The 15,611-nt window shown below is 43.5% G+C and carries 12 protein-coding genes and 1 pseudogene; 1 reads left to right on the top strand and 12 read right to left on the bottom strand.

Translation table 11 applies throughout. The annotated features are described in order from the left end of the window. Positions 1 to 82 precede the first annotated feature (82 nt). Positions 83 to 2,170: a GH92 family glycosyl hydrolase gene (locus AXF18_RS03850; protein WP_000803418.1), complete on the top strand. Its 2,088-nt coding sequence runs from the start codon at positions 83 to 85 to the stop codon at positions 2,168 to 2,170. A 36-nt stretch (positions 2,171 to 2,206) separates the two neighbouring features. Here the strand turns inward: AXF18_RS03850 and AXF18_RS03845 are convergent, their stop codons facing one another. The 12 genes and pseudogenes from AXF18_RS03845 to AXF18_RS03790 form a co-directional block, all read right to left on the bottom strand. Then, a complete protein-coding gene (locus AXF18_RS03845) occupies positions 2,207 to 3,886 on the bottom strand; it encodes an alpha-L-fucosidase (RefSeq protein WP_025171523.1) in 1,680 nt (559 codons plus the stop codon). 513 nt (positions 3,887 to 4,399) lie between these two features. Beyond that, positions 4,400 to 5,905, bottom strand: a complete 1,506-nt coding sequence (locus AXF18_RS03840; protein WP_000736542.1) for a zinc ABC transporter substrate-binding protein AdcA — start codon at positions 5,903 to 5,905, stop codon at positions 4,400 to 4,402. A gap of 9 nt (positions 5,906 to 5,914) precedes the next feature. After that, a complete protein-coding gene (locus AXF18_RS03835; protein ID WP_000950027.1) occupies positions 5,915 to 6,721 on the bottom strand; it encodes a metal ABC transporter permease in 807 nt (268 codons plus the stop codon). After that, the gene (locus AXF18_RS03830; protein ID WP_001269482.1) at positions 6,714 to 7,418 is read right to left on the bottom strand and encodes a metal ABC transporter ATP-binding protein; all 705 of its coding nucleotides are present in this window, start codon (positions 7,416 to 7,418) and stop codon (positions 6,714 to 6,716) included. The genes AXF18_RS03835 and AXF18_RS03830 overlap by 8 nt, the downstream gene beginning before the upstream one ends. Then, positions 7,418 to 7,858, bottom strand: coding sequence for a zinc-dependent transcriptional regulator AdcR (adcR, locus tag AXF18_RS03825; protein WP_001249328.1), 441 nt, complete (start codon positions 7,856 to 7,858; stop codon positions 7,418 to 7,420). Before adcR ends, AXF18_RS03830 begins: the two co-directional genes overlap by 1 nt. A gap of 149 nt (positions 7,859 to 8,007) precedes the next feature. Beyond that, positions 8,008 to 10,059 (bottom strand): cell surface ecto-5'-nucleotidase Nt5e, encoded by a 2,052-nt coding sequence (gene nt5e, locus AXF18_RS03820; protein ID WP_001042700.1) that lies wholly within the window; start codon positions 10,057 to 10,059, stop codon positions 8,008 to 8,010. 142 nt (positions 10,060 to 10,201) lie between these two features. Continuing rightward, complete coding sequence (gene dltD, locus AXF18_RS03815) at positions 10,202 to 11,470, bottom strand: D-alanyl-lipoteichoic acid biosynthesis protein DltD (RefSeq protein ID WP_000919834.1); 1,269 nt, start codon at positions 11,468 to 11,470, stop codon at positions 10,202 to 10,204. Then, positions 11,463 to 11,667 (bottom strand): annotated as a pseudogene (gene dltC / locus AXF18_RS03810) (D-alanine--poly(phosphoribitol) ligase subunit DltC). The gene dltD and the pseudogene dltC overlap by 8 nt, the downstream one beginning before the upstream one ends. Positions 11,668 to 11,680: 13 nt before the next feature. Next, entirely contained in the window at positions 11,681 to 12,925 is a 1,245-nt protein-coding gene (dltB, locus tag AXF18_RS03805) for a D-alanyl-lipoteichoic acid biosynthesis protein DltB (RefSeq protein WP_000970386.1), read from the bottom strand. Then, on the bottom strand, positions 12,922 to 14,472 hold the full coding sequence (gene dltA / locus AXF18_RS03800; RefSeq protein ID WP_002880946.1) for a D-alanine--poly(phosphoribitol) ligase subunit DltA: 1,551 nt from the start codon (positions 14,470 to 14,472) through the stop codon (positions 12,922 to 12,924). Before dltA ends, dltB begins: the two co-directional genes overlap by 4 nt. Positions 14,473 to 14,492: 20 nt before the next feature. Then, a complete protein-coding gene (locus AXF18_RS03795; RefSeq protein ID WP_008276434.1) occupies positions 14,493 to 14,624 on the bottom strand; it encodes a teichoic acid D-Ala incorporation-associated protein DltX in 132 nt (43 codons plus the stop codon). A 224-nt stretch (positions 14,625 to 14,848) separates the two neighbouring features. Further along, complete coding sequence (locus tag AXF18_RS03790) at positions 14,849 to 15,553, bottom strand: MIP/aquaporin family protein (RefSeq protein WP_000975170.1); 705 nt, start codon at positions 15,551 to 15,553, stop codon at positions 14,849 to 14,851. Between the last annotated feature and the right edge of the window lie 58 nt (positions 15,554 to 15,611).

The following is a 15,611-nucleotide window of genomic DNA, read 5'->3' as shown; positions in this document are numbered from 1 at the left end:
ACAAAATTGCTTACTTTCGAACCCCATATCTAAAGGTCTCATTTTTCTGATATAATGTAGAAAAACAGCTAAAGGAAAGACTATGAAACCACTACTTGAAACCATCGATACCCGCTTTGGGACTGCTAGCAAGCATGCCTTTTCTCGAGGAAATACCCTGCCCTACACAGGCGTCCCTTTCGGGATGAATTATTTTGTGCCCCAGACCAGTGATCAGGAGGAAGCTTGGCTTTTCGATCCGCATCTACCTATTTTTCAGGGGATTAGATTAACCCACCAGCCCAGTCCTTGGATTGGCGACTACTCTTGGCTCCTTCTGACACCTGTCACAGGCCATCTGGGTGGAAACAGCCTCTTTCACCGTCAATCCTCCTATGATAGGGATAAGGCCTCTTTCCAACCTCATTATCTGAAGATTTTCTCCCTGCGCTATCAGATTGAAACCCAGCTTACACCGACTTGCTATGGCGCTTCTATTCGTTTGGAGCAAAAGCAAGGCAAAGCCCTCTCCCTCTATCTTCACGCAGCAGATGAACTGACAGGAGAACAAATAGATAAGCGGACTCTTGCCCTGCGTCAAGAGGGAAAAACAGAGACCAACAAAAATCCGCTGATACTGTTTACTGCTTTACAAATGAATACGGATATTCTTGCTATCACACAAGAAGAGGGAGACTGGCGAATTGACTTAGCAAGCAGTCAAGCCGAGATTCAACTAGCAACTTCTTTCATATCGCCTTCTCAAGCGCTGCTTAATCTACCTCAAAAGGACTTTGATAGCTGTAAAGCAAATGCCCAAGCAGACTGGGAAAATCTCCTCCACCGTTTTGATATCGTGGAGACAGGGGAAGCCGACCGAACCTTTTTTGATCACTGCCTCTACAGACTCTTCCTTTTCCCACAGACATTTTATGAGGTGAACGAGTCAGGGCAGGCCATCCACATGGATTTGTCTACTGGTACTGTCAAGCCCGGTGTCCTCTTTAGCAACAATGGTTTCTGGGATACCTTCCGCACCACCTTCCCCCTCTTTGCCCTTATCATACCGGAACACTATCACCGCTTTCTAGAAGGTTTCCTCAATAGCTACCGCGATACTGGTTTCCTGCCAAAATGGCTGGCTCCAGATGAGCGTGGCATGATGCCTGGCACTCTTTTAGACGGCATTATCGCAGATAGCGCCTGCAAGGACATAACCCCCGACTTGGAAGAAGAATTCCTCCAAGCCATGCTGGAGACAGCCACCGAGTCTGATCCTCTTGGCATCAACGGTCGCCACGGTTTGGCCCAATACCAAGAACTGGGCTATCTATCCTCAGACAATCACGAAAGCGTCAGTCACACCCTAGACTATGCCTATAGCGATTTTTGTATCGCTAGCTGCGCCCAAAAGCTTGGTCAGAATGACATCGCTGAGACTTATAAGGTCGCATCGCAGAATTTCCGTCATCTCTTTGACTCTGAGACAGGCTATATGCGTGCGCGAGACAGTCAAGGCAACTTCCGACCTGACTTCTCTCCTTACAGTTGGGGACGAGACTACGCCGAATGTTCTGCCATTCAAGCGACTTTGGGCGTTCTACACGACATCCCTGGCTTAATCCAACTGATGGGTGGAAAAGAAACCTTTAGCCACTACCTTTTGAAAGCCTGTCAGGATGCTCCTCTCTTTGAAACGACTGGCTATGGTTACGAGATTCATGAAATGAGCGAGATGGCAACAGCTCCCTTTGGACAAGTCGCCATCTCTAACCAGCCTAGCTTCCACATTCCATATCTCTTTCGCTACAGCAACTATCCAGACTACACTGCCCTTCTCATCAAGACCTTGCGTCAAAAAGCCTTTCACCCCAGCTGGCAAGCCTATCCTGGCGATGAGGACAATGGCAGTCTCTCTGCTTGGTATATCTGGTCAGCTCTTGGATTCTACCCGACCTGTCCAGGCAAACCAAGTTACGATCTCGGAATTCCTCTCTTTGACCACCTCCGTATCCACCTAGCTAAGGAAAATAAATGGCTGGATATCCATGCCGAGCAAAACCACAGCCACTTCAACTTTGTCAAAGAATGTCGATTGGACAAGACCATAGTATCTGGCATTCAACACCAAGACCTCTTGAAAGCTGAGCAACTGACCTTCACCCTCAGCTGGCTACCAAATCACTCATAACCAAAAGAACCTTTGCATCGCGCAAAGGTTCTTCTTTTATGAAACTTGGACCTGAAGCTGGTCAACCAGCTGACCATCTACTGTCAAATTCAGATAAAAATCTAAGCTTTTATCTCTTGCAAAATACAAGGTTGGTAGCGTTAGCCTTCTTTCAGTCTCACCAGCTTGAAACGTAAGGACTTGAATCTCGTCCCGATAAGCGACACCATGCACACCCGTCCCTGGTTGAATCGAAATCTTAGCTTCTAAAGGACTGCTAGATTCTCTTCGCTTAACTGTAAAGTGGACATTTTCTCCCTTAATCACAACTAGACTTTTTTCTGAAAACTCTAGTTGCTGAACAGCTTCTTTTTTTGACAAGCTAGGTGTTTTATAGAGTGAAATCTTGGTCAACAAAGGCAAAGCCTGTGCCTCTGTAATGGTCACGCGTATCTTCTGCGCCTCAACGACTGATCCTCGTAAGAGACGTTTGTAGCCAACAGTATAACCAGACCCAAACTCCTGCCAGACACCATCCAACTCTACCTGAACATGAAAAGCAGCGATGCGTTGCCCCAACTTCAAATCTTCTCTTAACTCAATCACATCAAATGTTTTAGGTGATCCTAAATCGAGCTCTAATTGGATTGGCAACTCTGAATCACTTGCCCATGAACTAGTTTCCAGTCCATCTGTCAGATGATGACAGGCAAAGTCTGGTGATAGAGCAAGTCCAGATACCTTGGCTCCCAGAGCTAAATCTTCCCTATAGAGTGTGTCACGGTAGGCAGCAAATTCATACAGTCGCCGGATATCCTTTTCGTCAAAGAGTCCATCTTGGTTTGGCGGAATATTGAGTAAGAGAGGTGTACCCCGACCCACCGAGTGAAAGTAGATTTCGACCAATTCCTCGAGAGACTTGGGGTCCTGATCCTCATGGTAAAACCAGCCCGGCCGAAGAGAAACATCTGCCTCACCGATTGAAAATAGCGTCCCAAAGGGGTCTCCGTGCTGTAGATAATCTAATTCCGCCTCTGTTCCTAACTGGTCTGGTTTGACCTTTTGCCACAAGGGATCCCCTGCATAGCCTCGTTCATTTCCAATCCAGCGGATACTGGTCCCTTCAGTTGAGAAAATCAAACAATCGCCTTGCAAGTCACGAATGGTTTCAAACCAAGTCTCAAACTCATAGTTGACCTTCTGGGCCCCTTCGCCTCGAGCACCATCCATCCACACCTCAGTGAACTTCCCAGCATTGCCATAAGCAGGATTTGACAAGATTTCCTTCAATTGAGCCAGATAGTAGGCATTGTAATCCGCTTCTCGGTCCACGTGATAGAGGGGACTGTGAGCATCCCAAGGAGACAAATACACTCCCATATCCATGTCAAACTCAGTTGCAGCCTGGGAAACTTCAAGGAGCAAGTCCCCCGCTCCTTTCCTCCAAGGGCTAGCCTTGACCGAATAATCTGTATGGGCTGACGGATAGAGCACAAAACCATCGTGGTGCTTGACCACCAAAATCAGCTTTTTAAAACCCGTTTCTTTGAGCACTCGAATCCATTCACGCGCATCCAACTTGGTCGGGTTAAAACGCTTGGGATCCTCTTGCCCACTTCCCCATTCTTGGTCATAAAAGGTATTGGGACCAAAATGGATAAAGGCAGCTAGTTCATCCTCTAAATAATCCAGCTGGGCCTGGCTTGGTAATGGTCCATGTGGTTTTATGTTCGTCATCATCTCGTATCTCTTTCTCTTGTTCACAAAGTTATCCACAACTTGTGGATAAGAAAACATTCCTAAAAACTAGTTTTTTCAGTCTCTAGCTCACCTGTCACCTTAAACATACCTTTGTCAAATAGTTCTGTACTAGGGTTTCTACTAGCTTTCTAGAAAGTCACTAATATACGGAACTATTTTCAGGATACTTCAACACCCTGAGTTGTATGTCATTTCCTCCAAGACTTATCCACAGACTGTGAATAAACTAGTGTTCCAGACCGCTCTCTCTTTGACTATAACAAAAAGCGATAGCAACGTCAATATGACTAAGATCCCTTCCTAAATCCCCTGAAAAGATTCTATAATTTGTACAATCGTAGCTTTTGCATTCGCCAGCTAGTGAGAAGCAGCCAGTAGAAAATGACTGCCTTATCACATTGTGAACAGCACAACTGTGGTACTATAATACCTAACAACCTAATCGTTTCTAGCAAAAAATCCCGCAGATTTGCGGGATTCTCTCTTGCATCAATGCGCCAACATTTCTTGAGCGATTTCTTGGCCAGATAGGTTATCTGGGTAGTAGGTTGGCCAGTTATCCATCTCTTCAAAGAGGGCTTCTTGGCTAGTACCTCCAAAGAAGATATGGAAATGTCCTGCCTTAACTGGGGCGATATTGTGGTCACTAAACTGAACATACTTGAATTGTCCAGCGTCCGCATCTGTCGCTTCAAAGAGGAAGCGCACACCACGGTTGCCTTTCTTATATGTCAAGATTTTCTTGCCGACATACTTGTAGGTGAATTTCTTGCTTTGGCCACCTTGAACAAATTCCATAGTGTTGTCCGTGATGTTGATCTTAGTCACATCTGTCTGATAGCCTTTTCTATAGTAAGCCTTGTACTCATCCTTGGTCATCTTACCAGTCAACTTAGCCTTGTAGTCAAAGACTTGATCAAAGGTCCCATCTTCAAGGAAAGGATAAACTGACTGCCAGTTGCCAACATAGTCACTCAAGGTACGATCTTTGACATCTGCATCCTCAAAGTAACCGTTGTGAACTGTCTTAGTGTTTTCTTCCTTCTCTGGCTCGATTTCTGGTCCTTCTTGGTCCGTTGTTTGTTTCAAAGCCTTGAGGTTTTTCTCCATCACAGAGATATAGTCCTCACCATCCTTGGTTGCTTCTTCTGTTAGACTTTCTAGCGGATTGAGCACGTCTAGTTTGACACCTGTTTCTTTTGAAAGTGTATTGGCGAGGGCTTGTGAGGCATTTTCTTCAAAGTAGATATAAGAAATCTTGTTTTTCTTAATATACTCTGTTAATTCTGCCAAACGTGCTGCTGATGGCTCTGCATCTGGTGATAGACCTGAGATGGATACTTGCTTGAGACCATAGTCCAAGGCAAGGTAGTTAAAGGCAGCGTGCTGGGTCACAAAGCTCTTTTGTTTAGCTTGAGACAAGCCATCTGTGTAGGCCTTGTCCAAGACTTGCAATTTTTCGATATAGGCAGCAGCGTTCTTTTCAAAAGTCTCTTTTTTATCAGGATAATCTGCTGACAAGCTGTCACGGATATGCTCTACCAGTTTGATGGCGCGTGCTGGTGAAAGCCAAACATGAGGATCGTAGTCGTGATGGTGACCCTCGCCGCCATGATCATGCCCTTCCTCTTCTTCCTCACCTCCTGGTAGGAGCAGCATATCACCTGTCGCCTTGATAGTTTTCACCTTTTTCTTATCCAAGGATTCTAGCAATTTTGGAACCCAAGTTTCCATGTTTTCATTTTCATAGACAAAGGTATCTGCATCTTGGATTTTGGCAACTGCCTTGGCAGACGGTTCATACTCATGGGGTTCTGTACCAGCACCGATGAGGAGTTCTACATTAGCAGTATCTCCTGCGACTTGTTTGGTAAATTCGTAGACAGGGTAAAAGGTTGTCACGATATTTAGCTTCCCATCTGCCTGTTTTTGATTGGAACAAGCCACTAAAAACAGGGCACATAGACTAGCTAGTAGTAAGCTCAGTTTTTTCATTTCATTCTCCTATTTGATAAAACGTTTCAGTAGACTGACTAACAAAAAGACAGCTACAAAGATAATGGTGATACTAGCACTGGCAGGGGTTTCTGCATAGTAGGAAATATAGAGACCTGCCACCATTCCCAAAAAGCCAATAGCGCTGGCTAGTAACATAACGGATTTAAAGTTTTTCCCCAGACGAAGGGCAATGCTAGCCGGCAAGACCATAATGGTCGACACCAAAAGGGCTCCTGCAGCTGGAATCATAAGGGCAATGGCCACCCCTGTCACCATGTTAAAGAGGATAGACATGGTACGAACTGGCAAGCCATCTACAAAAGCCGTGTCCTCATCAAAGGTCAGGATATACATTGGTCGCAAGAATAAGAAAGTCAAGAGTAAAACGACCGCCGCAATGGCAAAGAGGAATAGCACCTGCTCCTGGCTAATGGTTACAATCGAACCAAAGAGATATTGGTCCAAACTCATGGAACTCGAACTTTTCCCCTTACTCATGACAATCAGAGACACTGCAAGTCCTGTTGACATGAGGATGGCTGTCCCGATTTCCATAAAGTTCTTATAGACTGTCCGGAGATACTCTAGAAAGACCGCTGCGATCAAGACAATAGCAATGGTTGAAATAGTTGGAGAAATTCCCAAAACCAGACCAAAGGCTACCCCTGACAGAGAAACGTGACTGAGGGTATCACTCATGAGACTCTGACGACGTAAGATAAGGAAGGTCCCAAGAACTGGAGAAAAGAGACTCATGGCAATGACCGCCAAGAAGGCACGCTGCATGAAGTCATAAGATAACAAACTAAGCATGGTCCACCTCCTGGTCGCTTTCGTGAACGTTAAAACAACGCCATGGCGAATCTTGGTTACGAACCAGATGGATATTGCGATCCGCATAGTCCTTGACTTCCTCAGGGTCATGGGTAATCATCAAAACAGCCTTGCCATGATGATGAGCACTATGGTGCATGAGTTCGTAAAATTCATTTTTGCTTCCTGCATCCATCCCTGTCGTCGGCTCATCCAAGACGAAGATATCTGGGTCAGAAGCAAACATCCGAGCAATCACTGCTCGTTGCTTTTGCCCTCCCGAGAGGGACCCAATTCGTTTGTCACGGTGTTCCCACATACCAACCGAGTCTAGACTAGCCTTGATATGCTCCTCATCATGGGCATTCAAACGACGGAACCAGCCCTTTCGCGGATAACGACCCGACTTGACAAATTCATAAACCGTACTTGGAAAACCAGCATTAAAACTGGCAATCTGCTGGGGAAGATAAGCGATCCTAAGCTTTTTCCCATGAGTGTTTGTCTTTGAGATGGTTACCTTACCAAATCTTGGTTGCAAGATGCCTAGACTTGCCTTAATCAGCGTCGTCTTGGCAGCTCCATTTTCACCAGTCAGGGTGACAAACTCCCCACTATCAACACTGTAGTTGATATGTTCGAGGACAGGTTCCTTATCATAATAGAAAGACAAGTCCTCTACTGTAATATACCGCATTATTTGATTTCTCCTACTAAAGCAGTTAAAAACCGCTGGATAACTTCTTGTTCATTTGGAGTAAACTGACTTGCCACTTGTTCATAGGCTAAGAGCGTGTGTTCATGATGATGGTGGTGTTCCTCTGCCACTGGTCGAGCCAGCTCTGTCAGTTGATAAAAAATCACACGCGCATCTTTGGGATCTCTGGATGTCTCTAACATACCCTCTTTGACCAAAGATTTGATAGCCTTGGTCACTGCCGCCTGACTGACATTAAGGCGACGGGCCAACTCCGAGTTGGTTAGGGATTCTTCTGACAAGAGCATGAGGATGTGTTCCTGAGTATTGGTCAAGGCAACGTCACTCGTGCAATGCCCGATTAGAATTTCATGCTGGTTCTCAGATCTCAAGATCACCTCGTTTAAAAAGTTATCGATTTCCTGCGCAAGCTGTCTCATGTGTTACTCCTTCCCTAGCTATCTTTTTCGTAAAAAAACATAGATAGCCACCGATTCTTTACTGGTTAATTATATCATAAACCAAAAAAGAGTCAAGGGAAAAAGGCGTAAAAACGTTTCCCTAGACTCTTCTAGATATGAAATTTAACCTATTTTTGCTTTGGTTTTCGGCTCGATAAGATACCTGCCAGACCAGCTACCATTCCCATCAAGAGCAAGAAGATGGATTGTTCACTTCCTGTATTTGGGAGAGCTTTTTCTGAGACAACCGCCTTCTTGCTAAATTGACCTGCCACCTCATAAGTAAGTGGTACATTTGTAGTCGCATCGTTAGCAGCCGCATTCGTTTGAGGCGTTTCTACTGGTAGACTAAAAGTTGTAGAATCCACAGAAATCGTCCGTGAGTTCGGATTGATCTTTTCATACTGGGTCAAATCAGCGGTTTTAAGATACTCTTCAAAGGCTGCATCCATAGAAGGACCTTCTTCTCGCGCACCACCTAACATAGTGTAACCATCACCACCTGCAGCTAGGAAATCATTGGTTGCAAGATAGTAAGTTTTTGCAAGGTCTAGAAGATCATAACGACCAGTCGTGCGGTTTTTGACCTGGATGGCCAAGACACGTTTACCTGATGGTAGGTTGGTATCATAGTAGACCTTCACACCTGAAACTTGCAAGAAACCACCACTTGGTTCTAACAATGGTTGTCCGTTCTCATCCAAGACCTTCTTGCCATCTTTATCGACCTGCAAGATAGATCCGAGTGACTTTTCAAACATATCCAAGACTTGTTGCCCAGTCACTTGGATTTGTGAGATGGTATTTCCAAACGGAAGAACGGCAATGACATTTCCTTTAGTAATTGGTTTGCCTTTTGCAATGGTTTCACGCAAGCCACCACCATTTGTCACAGCGATGTCTGTCGGATGGCTAAATCCTGTTTGACCATACTGATAGAGCGAGTCCGCTACGACGTTTCCGAGGTTAGTTTCACGAACTCGAACATTTTCACGATCTCCGTTGAGTTCTACAGGGCTGTTTGAAACGACTTCAACAGCATTTTCAGCATCGTATTTTTGTTTAATGTCTTTGACTAGTTTTTCAACTGTTGGATTGGCTGGTAATTTTTTAGCATCAGCAGCTGGAATCTGAGTTGGATTGCCCAAAAGCTGACGTGATTTGTAGGTGATTTTCCCTACATTATGAAGGTAACTCCCTGTTTGGTTATAGGTAACATTGTCTCCATAGGTCGTTGATTCTACTGTATGAGAGTGACCGTCGATTACTGTTACGCGTTTCCCTTTCAAACGAGGATTTTTAGACAAGGCTTCTGCCAAAGTTGAACCACGCCATTCGACTGGGGTTGTGGTATCTACACCCAAGTGAGCGAGCACAACATAGTGTTTGTAGTCCTTACCTTCTGCACGAGCCTTGGCTTGAACTTCTTCGATGACCTTATTGACTTCAGAGATTGGATCTGTAAAAGTTACCCCTTTGACATTTTTAGGGTGAGTTTTGGTTGCTGTTTCAGGTGTTGTCACGCCGATTACAACAAATTCATCACCTTCCACAGTCTTATCTTTATCAACGATTGTAGAAGCTTCAAAAAGACGAGCTCCATTGACATAGGTATTTGAGCTAAGTAATGGGAATTTCAAGATTTCCTTGTATTTTTTAACTTCATCAAGACCAAAGTCAAACTCATGGTTTCCTACTGCCATGGCATCATACTGCATCTGATTAAGAATTTCAGCACGCGCTTCACCCTTAGTAGAGTTGGAAATCGGTAAACCTTGAAAAGCGTCTCCCGCATCAACTACCAGAGTATTTTGATTTGACTTCGCACGCTCCTGTTCAATGACAGTCGCTAACTTGGCATCTCCAATTACTCCCTTTTCCTCTACAATACGACCATGGACATCATTGGTGTGTAAGATAACGGTGTCCTTTTCTTCGCTTTTGGTAGATTCAGCAGGAGCTGACGGAGTTTCTGCAGGTACAACCGCTTCTGAAGTTGCCGAAGTTTCCGGTACCGCAGGGCTCTCAACAGGAGCTGGAGTCGCCGACGTAGCTGGAGTCGCTACAACAGCTGAACTTTCTGCAGGAGTTGTTGCTTCTTCAGCATAGACTTGTCCAGCTAAGAAGGCTGGAGCTAACAGGGCTGTCGATAAGACAGGTAACAAAGAACGTTTGTTCATTTTAAAATCCCTTTCTTTTCTTTTTCTCTTTTATATTATACGCTATTTCTAAAAATTTTGAAACTTTTGACCTATTTTCATCTTAAATATTCGCCATTTAAACAAAAAAGCTTGGGTTTAAATCCCAAACCTTTAGACCATTTTATTTGAAATCTTTGATGTTCCCATCATAGGTCGCCCAGTCCTTGCTAAAGAAGCGGTCATTCATCTTGTAGTCTGGAGCTGGTTTCGGATCCGTCAAGAAAGGATTGACAACCTTATCAAAAGCCAGCCAACCTAACCATCCTAGATGAATGGTGTCCTTAACAAAATAAGGGTCCCCTCCATTTTTTGAAAAATCAGCAATATTGGTAAAACCCTGACTTTCTAATTGGTAACGAATTTTCTCCACTGCATGTTGATACATCTCTTCGCTGAGCCCTGTGTACTCCATCCACTTCTTGTTAACCGGCTGAATGACAAAGAGCACATTGACATTCGACTTAGCAAATTGATTGAGGACCAGCTGCAAATCATTGTATTCAGAGGACTTGAGGAAGTTGTAATTTTTTTGATACCCTTCCCATTTTTTTAAATCCTTTTGAATCTCTCTCGTATAGAAATGATTTTCCATCCCCATATCGTTATTGGTCGTATTTGCTTCTGCGTCCTTACGAACAATTTTTTCTAACTCATCATAAGAAAATTGATCCGGAAGATCTTTTAAATAGTTCTCCACGTGTTCCTTGTACTTGAGTTGTCCTCGAATGGAGAATTGTCCAAAGAGAGCGGATTGTTTTTCGTTGAATCGCGCAAAAATATCAATAGCAACCTGATCAACATCTGATAATTCTTCACCCTTTGACAGTTTTTGAACAATGCCTTTCAATGCAACATTAGGATTCTGCTTTAACAATCGAATAGCCGCATGCTTTGCAGCAATGTCACCAGATTGATTTCCCAAAAAAGCTGTTAATTGGTCACTGTTAAAAAATCTCTGAAACGCTGCGGGTTCATAATCTGTCTCCGTAAACCACTGAGGCGAAATCACAAATACAGCCTGCTTATTCTCTATTTCTGGCAAAATTTGCTGTAGACCAAAATATTGATTGAGAGAGGCTGCTCCTGCTTGACCTAGAAAGTAAGGACGATAGGGACGATGGTATTTTTCTGCTAAAACAGCTGGATGGACACTATCAAATCGAATCCATTCACTGGACCCTAGAAAAGGAATAAAACGCATATTTGGATCCGTAAGAGCCCTTACTTTTTGGCTTCGCTCTTTAAAACTCTCTGCACTAACAGAAGCCGCCGAGTATTTCTCCTCCGTCAGATTATGGCTTGTTGTACCTGGATAAAAAAAGATGAGTAGAAGAACCAAAAATCCAGCAATGAAGATAGGCCCGAAGATCAGCCACAAGCGTTTAAGCATTCTTCAACTCCGTAATACCTTCTACGATTTTTCACTGGAACACGAATGTCAAAACGGTTTTCAATCTCCACAATCAATTCAACCGTTCCCATGCTATCCAAGACACCGGCATCAAAAAGATCTTCATCCATCATGTCAGAAACATCTTCCATAAACAACTCATCAATAATTTCAATAACTTCTGATTTGATATCCATTTTTTATATCCTTTTATTTTTTAAACCATAAATCATTCAAAAATCCAGAAAAGATTAAGAATGAAACCATCACGACATGGAAGGTGACAACCATGCCAAGCAACTGAATCCAGCGATTCTCAGGTAAGGAACCCTTTCCAGCTTTTTTCCGTTCTTTATTGAGCGCTTTTTTCTTACGAACCCAAGCATCATTGATGACCAGCCCAATCCCATGAAAAAGTCCATAGGCGATGTAGTACCAGGTCACACCATGCCAAAATCCCATAATCAGCATATTGAGAATATAGGCTACACTTGAAGTGACATTGCGATTTTTAAAGACCTTCTTTCTGGTCAACACCATGACCATCCGCATAAAGACAAAGTCACGGAACCAGAAAGACAGACTCATGTGCCAGCGATTCCAAAACTCTTTTAAATCCCTTGACAAAAAGGGCTTGTTAAAGTTGATAGGACTATGAATACCCATCAAGTTTGAAATGGCTAAGGCAAACATAGAGTAGCCCGCAAAGTCAAAAAAGAGCTCCAGACCAAAGGTGTACATGACCGCTAAAGCGTAGAGGTTAAAGAAACCACCTGTCTGCAAGGCCAAATTTTTCAGCGGAGGCAATAATGTCTCTCCTAAAATGTGAGCCAAGATAAACTTGTAGAGGAAGCCAAGCATGATATATTTGACAGCCTCTTCTAGCATGTCCATCAACTCATCCCGTTCAGGAATGGTCTCGTAATTTTCATTGAAGCGTTTGAAACGATCAATAGGACCACTTGAGAAAGTCGGCATAAAGAGAAGAAAACGTAAGAATTGCCAAATCGTTAATTCCTTGATGACACCGTCTCTCAACTCAACGATAACCCCAACTGCACGAAAGGTCAAGTAAGAAATCCCTAAAAATCCAAACAAAGATTGAGGTCCATGAATAGCAGGAGATACTTTCACAAAGACGATTGGCAATAGGGATAGAAAGCTAACCAGGTAAAATATCCATTTACTATCCCGTTGTTTCCTGTACCTTTTGTAGAAAGATACAAGAAGTACTTGCCAGATAACATAAAGGATCAAAGCGCTTATTTGATTCGTCTTTCCACCGACCAACATGGTGAGGATAAAGAAGAGACTAACAAACACCTCGTACAAGGCAAAACGTTTCTTGAAAAAAAGACCAATAAAGATAGGTAAAGTCGCAGCAATTACGTATAAAAAGTACTGAAGATCACCATAAGGTTCCAAATGAGGTAGCTGTTTATAAAGCTCCATCATTGGCTGTTTACCTCATTGATCAAGCCCTTGATGTCAATTTTACCATTAGGCGTTAGTGGTAAACTATCTCGATAAAGAAACTTAGACGGCATCATATAGGACATCATGATATCTGCTAGGTCTTCCTTGATAGCCTTGGTAATATCGATATCACGCTCAAACTGCTGACGGACACCGTCTTTTAGGATGACATAGGCCAGTAGATTTTGTACCTTGTGGTCCTTGTTATAACGTGGGACAGCAACAGCCGACTCGATAAAGCGAGACTTGTTGAGGTTTTGAGAGACATCTTCCAGCTCAATGCGATAACCATTAAACTTAATCTGGAAATCCATGCGTCCACCATAGAGAAGCAATCCCTCATCTGTCATGGTTCCTACATCCCCTGTGTGGTAGGCTGGAAGACCTTCGAACTCAAAGAAAGCTTCTGCCGTTTTTTCAGGATTATTCATATAGCCTTTTGAAACAGCTGGCCCTGAAACAATGATTTCTCCTTGCTCACCATTTGGAACTTTCTTACCTTCCTCATCAATGATAAAGGTCGGAGAATCGGCCTTGGTATAGCCGATTGGCAGGCGTTTGAGAGTCGTCAACATCTCATCAGTGACGGCAACTGCTGACAAAGCTACTGTCGCTTCTGTTGGACCATAGGCATTGATAATACGAGCATCTGGGAATCGCTCGCGCAGTTTTTGAGCAGTTTTGACCGTCAATTCTTCACCATCAAAGTAGAAATGCGTGATGCCAGGCATTTTCTCGCTGTTAAAGTCTTCTGACAACATGGCCATATCTGCAAAAGAAGGCGTTGAGGTCCAGATAGCGATTGGCAATGCAAAGATGATCGCAAAGAGTTGCTTAAAGTCCTGAGTAATGGCTGAAGGAAGAGCGAAAAGCGTGCCACCCAGTGCCAAGGTTGGCGCCCAATACATGACAGATAGGTCAAAAGAATAAGGGGGCTGAGCCAGCATTTGCGGACGACTTGGCGTCGCAAATTCCTTATCTGTAATCATCCAGTTGGTAAAGCTGAGGAGATTATCATGGGAGATCTGCACTCCCTTAGGCTTACCAGTCGTACCAGAAGTAAAGATGATGTAGTAGTTGTCATCTCCCTTGACTGGATGGGTCATCTCGTAGCTGGAAGCTTGAGCAAAAGCTTCATGGACTTGCTTTAAATTCAGCATCGGTGTGCTAGTTTGCTCTAATGGAAAATCTGAGATAGTAATAATCAAGCTTGGCTTTGCAACTTCTACGATAGCAGAAACTCTTTCCAAGGCCGAATGGCTATCAATTGGGATATAGGCATGACCTGACTTAGTTAGCGCTACAAAGGTAGCCAACATCTCATATTCCTGACCACCAAAAACGACGACTGGAGATTTCTCAGGCAAGCCTAGTTGGTCGATAGCTGCAGCTAAACTATCTGAATCAGCCTTCAGATCACCATAAGTATGCTCTTGACCTAAAACATTGTAGACAGGATATGTTGGTTGCGTTTGAGCAAAGTGCTCAATCGTTTCAATCATATCTTTTATCGGTTTATTAGACACTGTTCCTCTTCTCCTTTAAACTAGAACTCATTATAAATAAAGGTGCCTTGGCTCTGACCAAGGTAACTAAAAAAATAAAGCAAACCAAGTAAGATTACAAAATATAGAGCCGTCCGGCCTAAGAATACATGTAAATTTCGTTGTTTTTTCATAAGCTATCCATTAATATATTATTTCTATTAGCTATCAGTATGTATTGTTAGCATCTTATCTTCCTAACATTTTACCACTTTATCAACCTTTTTTTCAACTGTTTACCATAACTTAAAAATTGGTTTTAGCTTATTTTAAGATAAGTTAAAATATTAATGTTTTGCCCATCAAAAAAGAGCCTGAGATTTTCATCTCAAACTCTGTTGCCAATCACTCTTTTATCTTAGAAAAGTGAAAATACGAGAACTGCTAGGGCCGCACCAACAATAGGTCCTACAACAGGAATCCAAGCATAAGACCAGTCCCCGTCTCCCTTGTTTGGAATTGGCAAGATGCTGTGCATGATACGAGGTCCAAGGTCACGAGCTGGGTTCAAGGCATAACCCGTTGTCCCACCTAGTGAAAGACCGATACCGACAATCAAGGTCCCCACTGCAAAGGTCCCTAAACCAGCTTGAAGGTCATAGAGTCCCAAGGCAAAGATTGTCAAGAGCAAAACAAAAGTTCCAAGGATTTCGCTGATCAAGTTCGATACTGTGTTCTTGATTGCTGGTCCAGTACTGAAGGTTGCTAGGATATTGTCTGCATTTTCTTCTGCCTCATAATGCGGTTTGAATTGCAACCAAACCAAAATCTGAGCCACCATCGCTCCTGCGAATTGGGCTAGGATATAAGGGAAAACAGAAGCCCAAGAGAGCGTTCCTTTTAAGGCCATAGCAAACGTCACAGCTGGATTTAGGTGGGCTGGACTAAGCGTGCCAGATACAAAGGCTGCAACGGCTACAGCAATTCCCCATCCCATAGTAATCACAATCCATCCTGAATTGTTGCTCTTGGTTTTGGGAAGAACCACACCTGCTACAACTCCATTTCCTAGGAGGATGAGGATTAAGGTCCCCAAAAATTCTCCAAATAATTCTTTCATCATATCTTTGTCTCCATTTAAAAGAAGGGGTGGGCGACAAGGAATGCTGCCCTCCACCTCT

The sequence above is a fragment of the Streptococcus sp. oral taxon 064 genome (assembly GCF_001683375.1).
Classification (GTDB): Bacteria; Bacillota; Bacilli; order Lactobacillales; family Streptococcaceae; genus Streptococcus; species Streptococcus oralis_S.
This window is presented reverse-complemented; position numbering and strand designations above follow the sequence as displayed.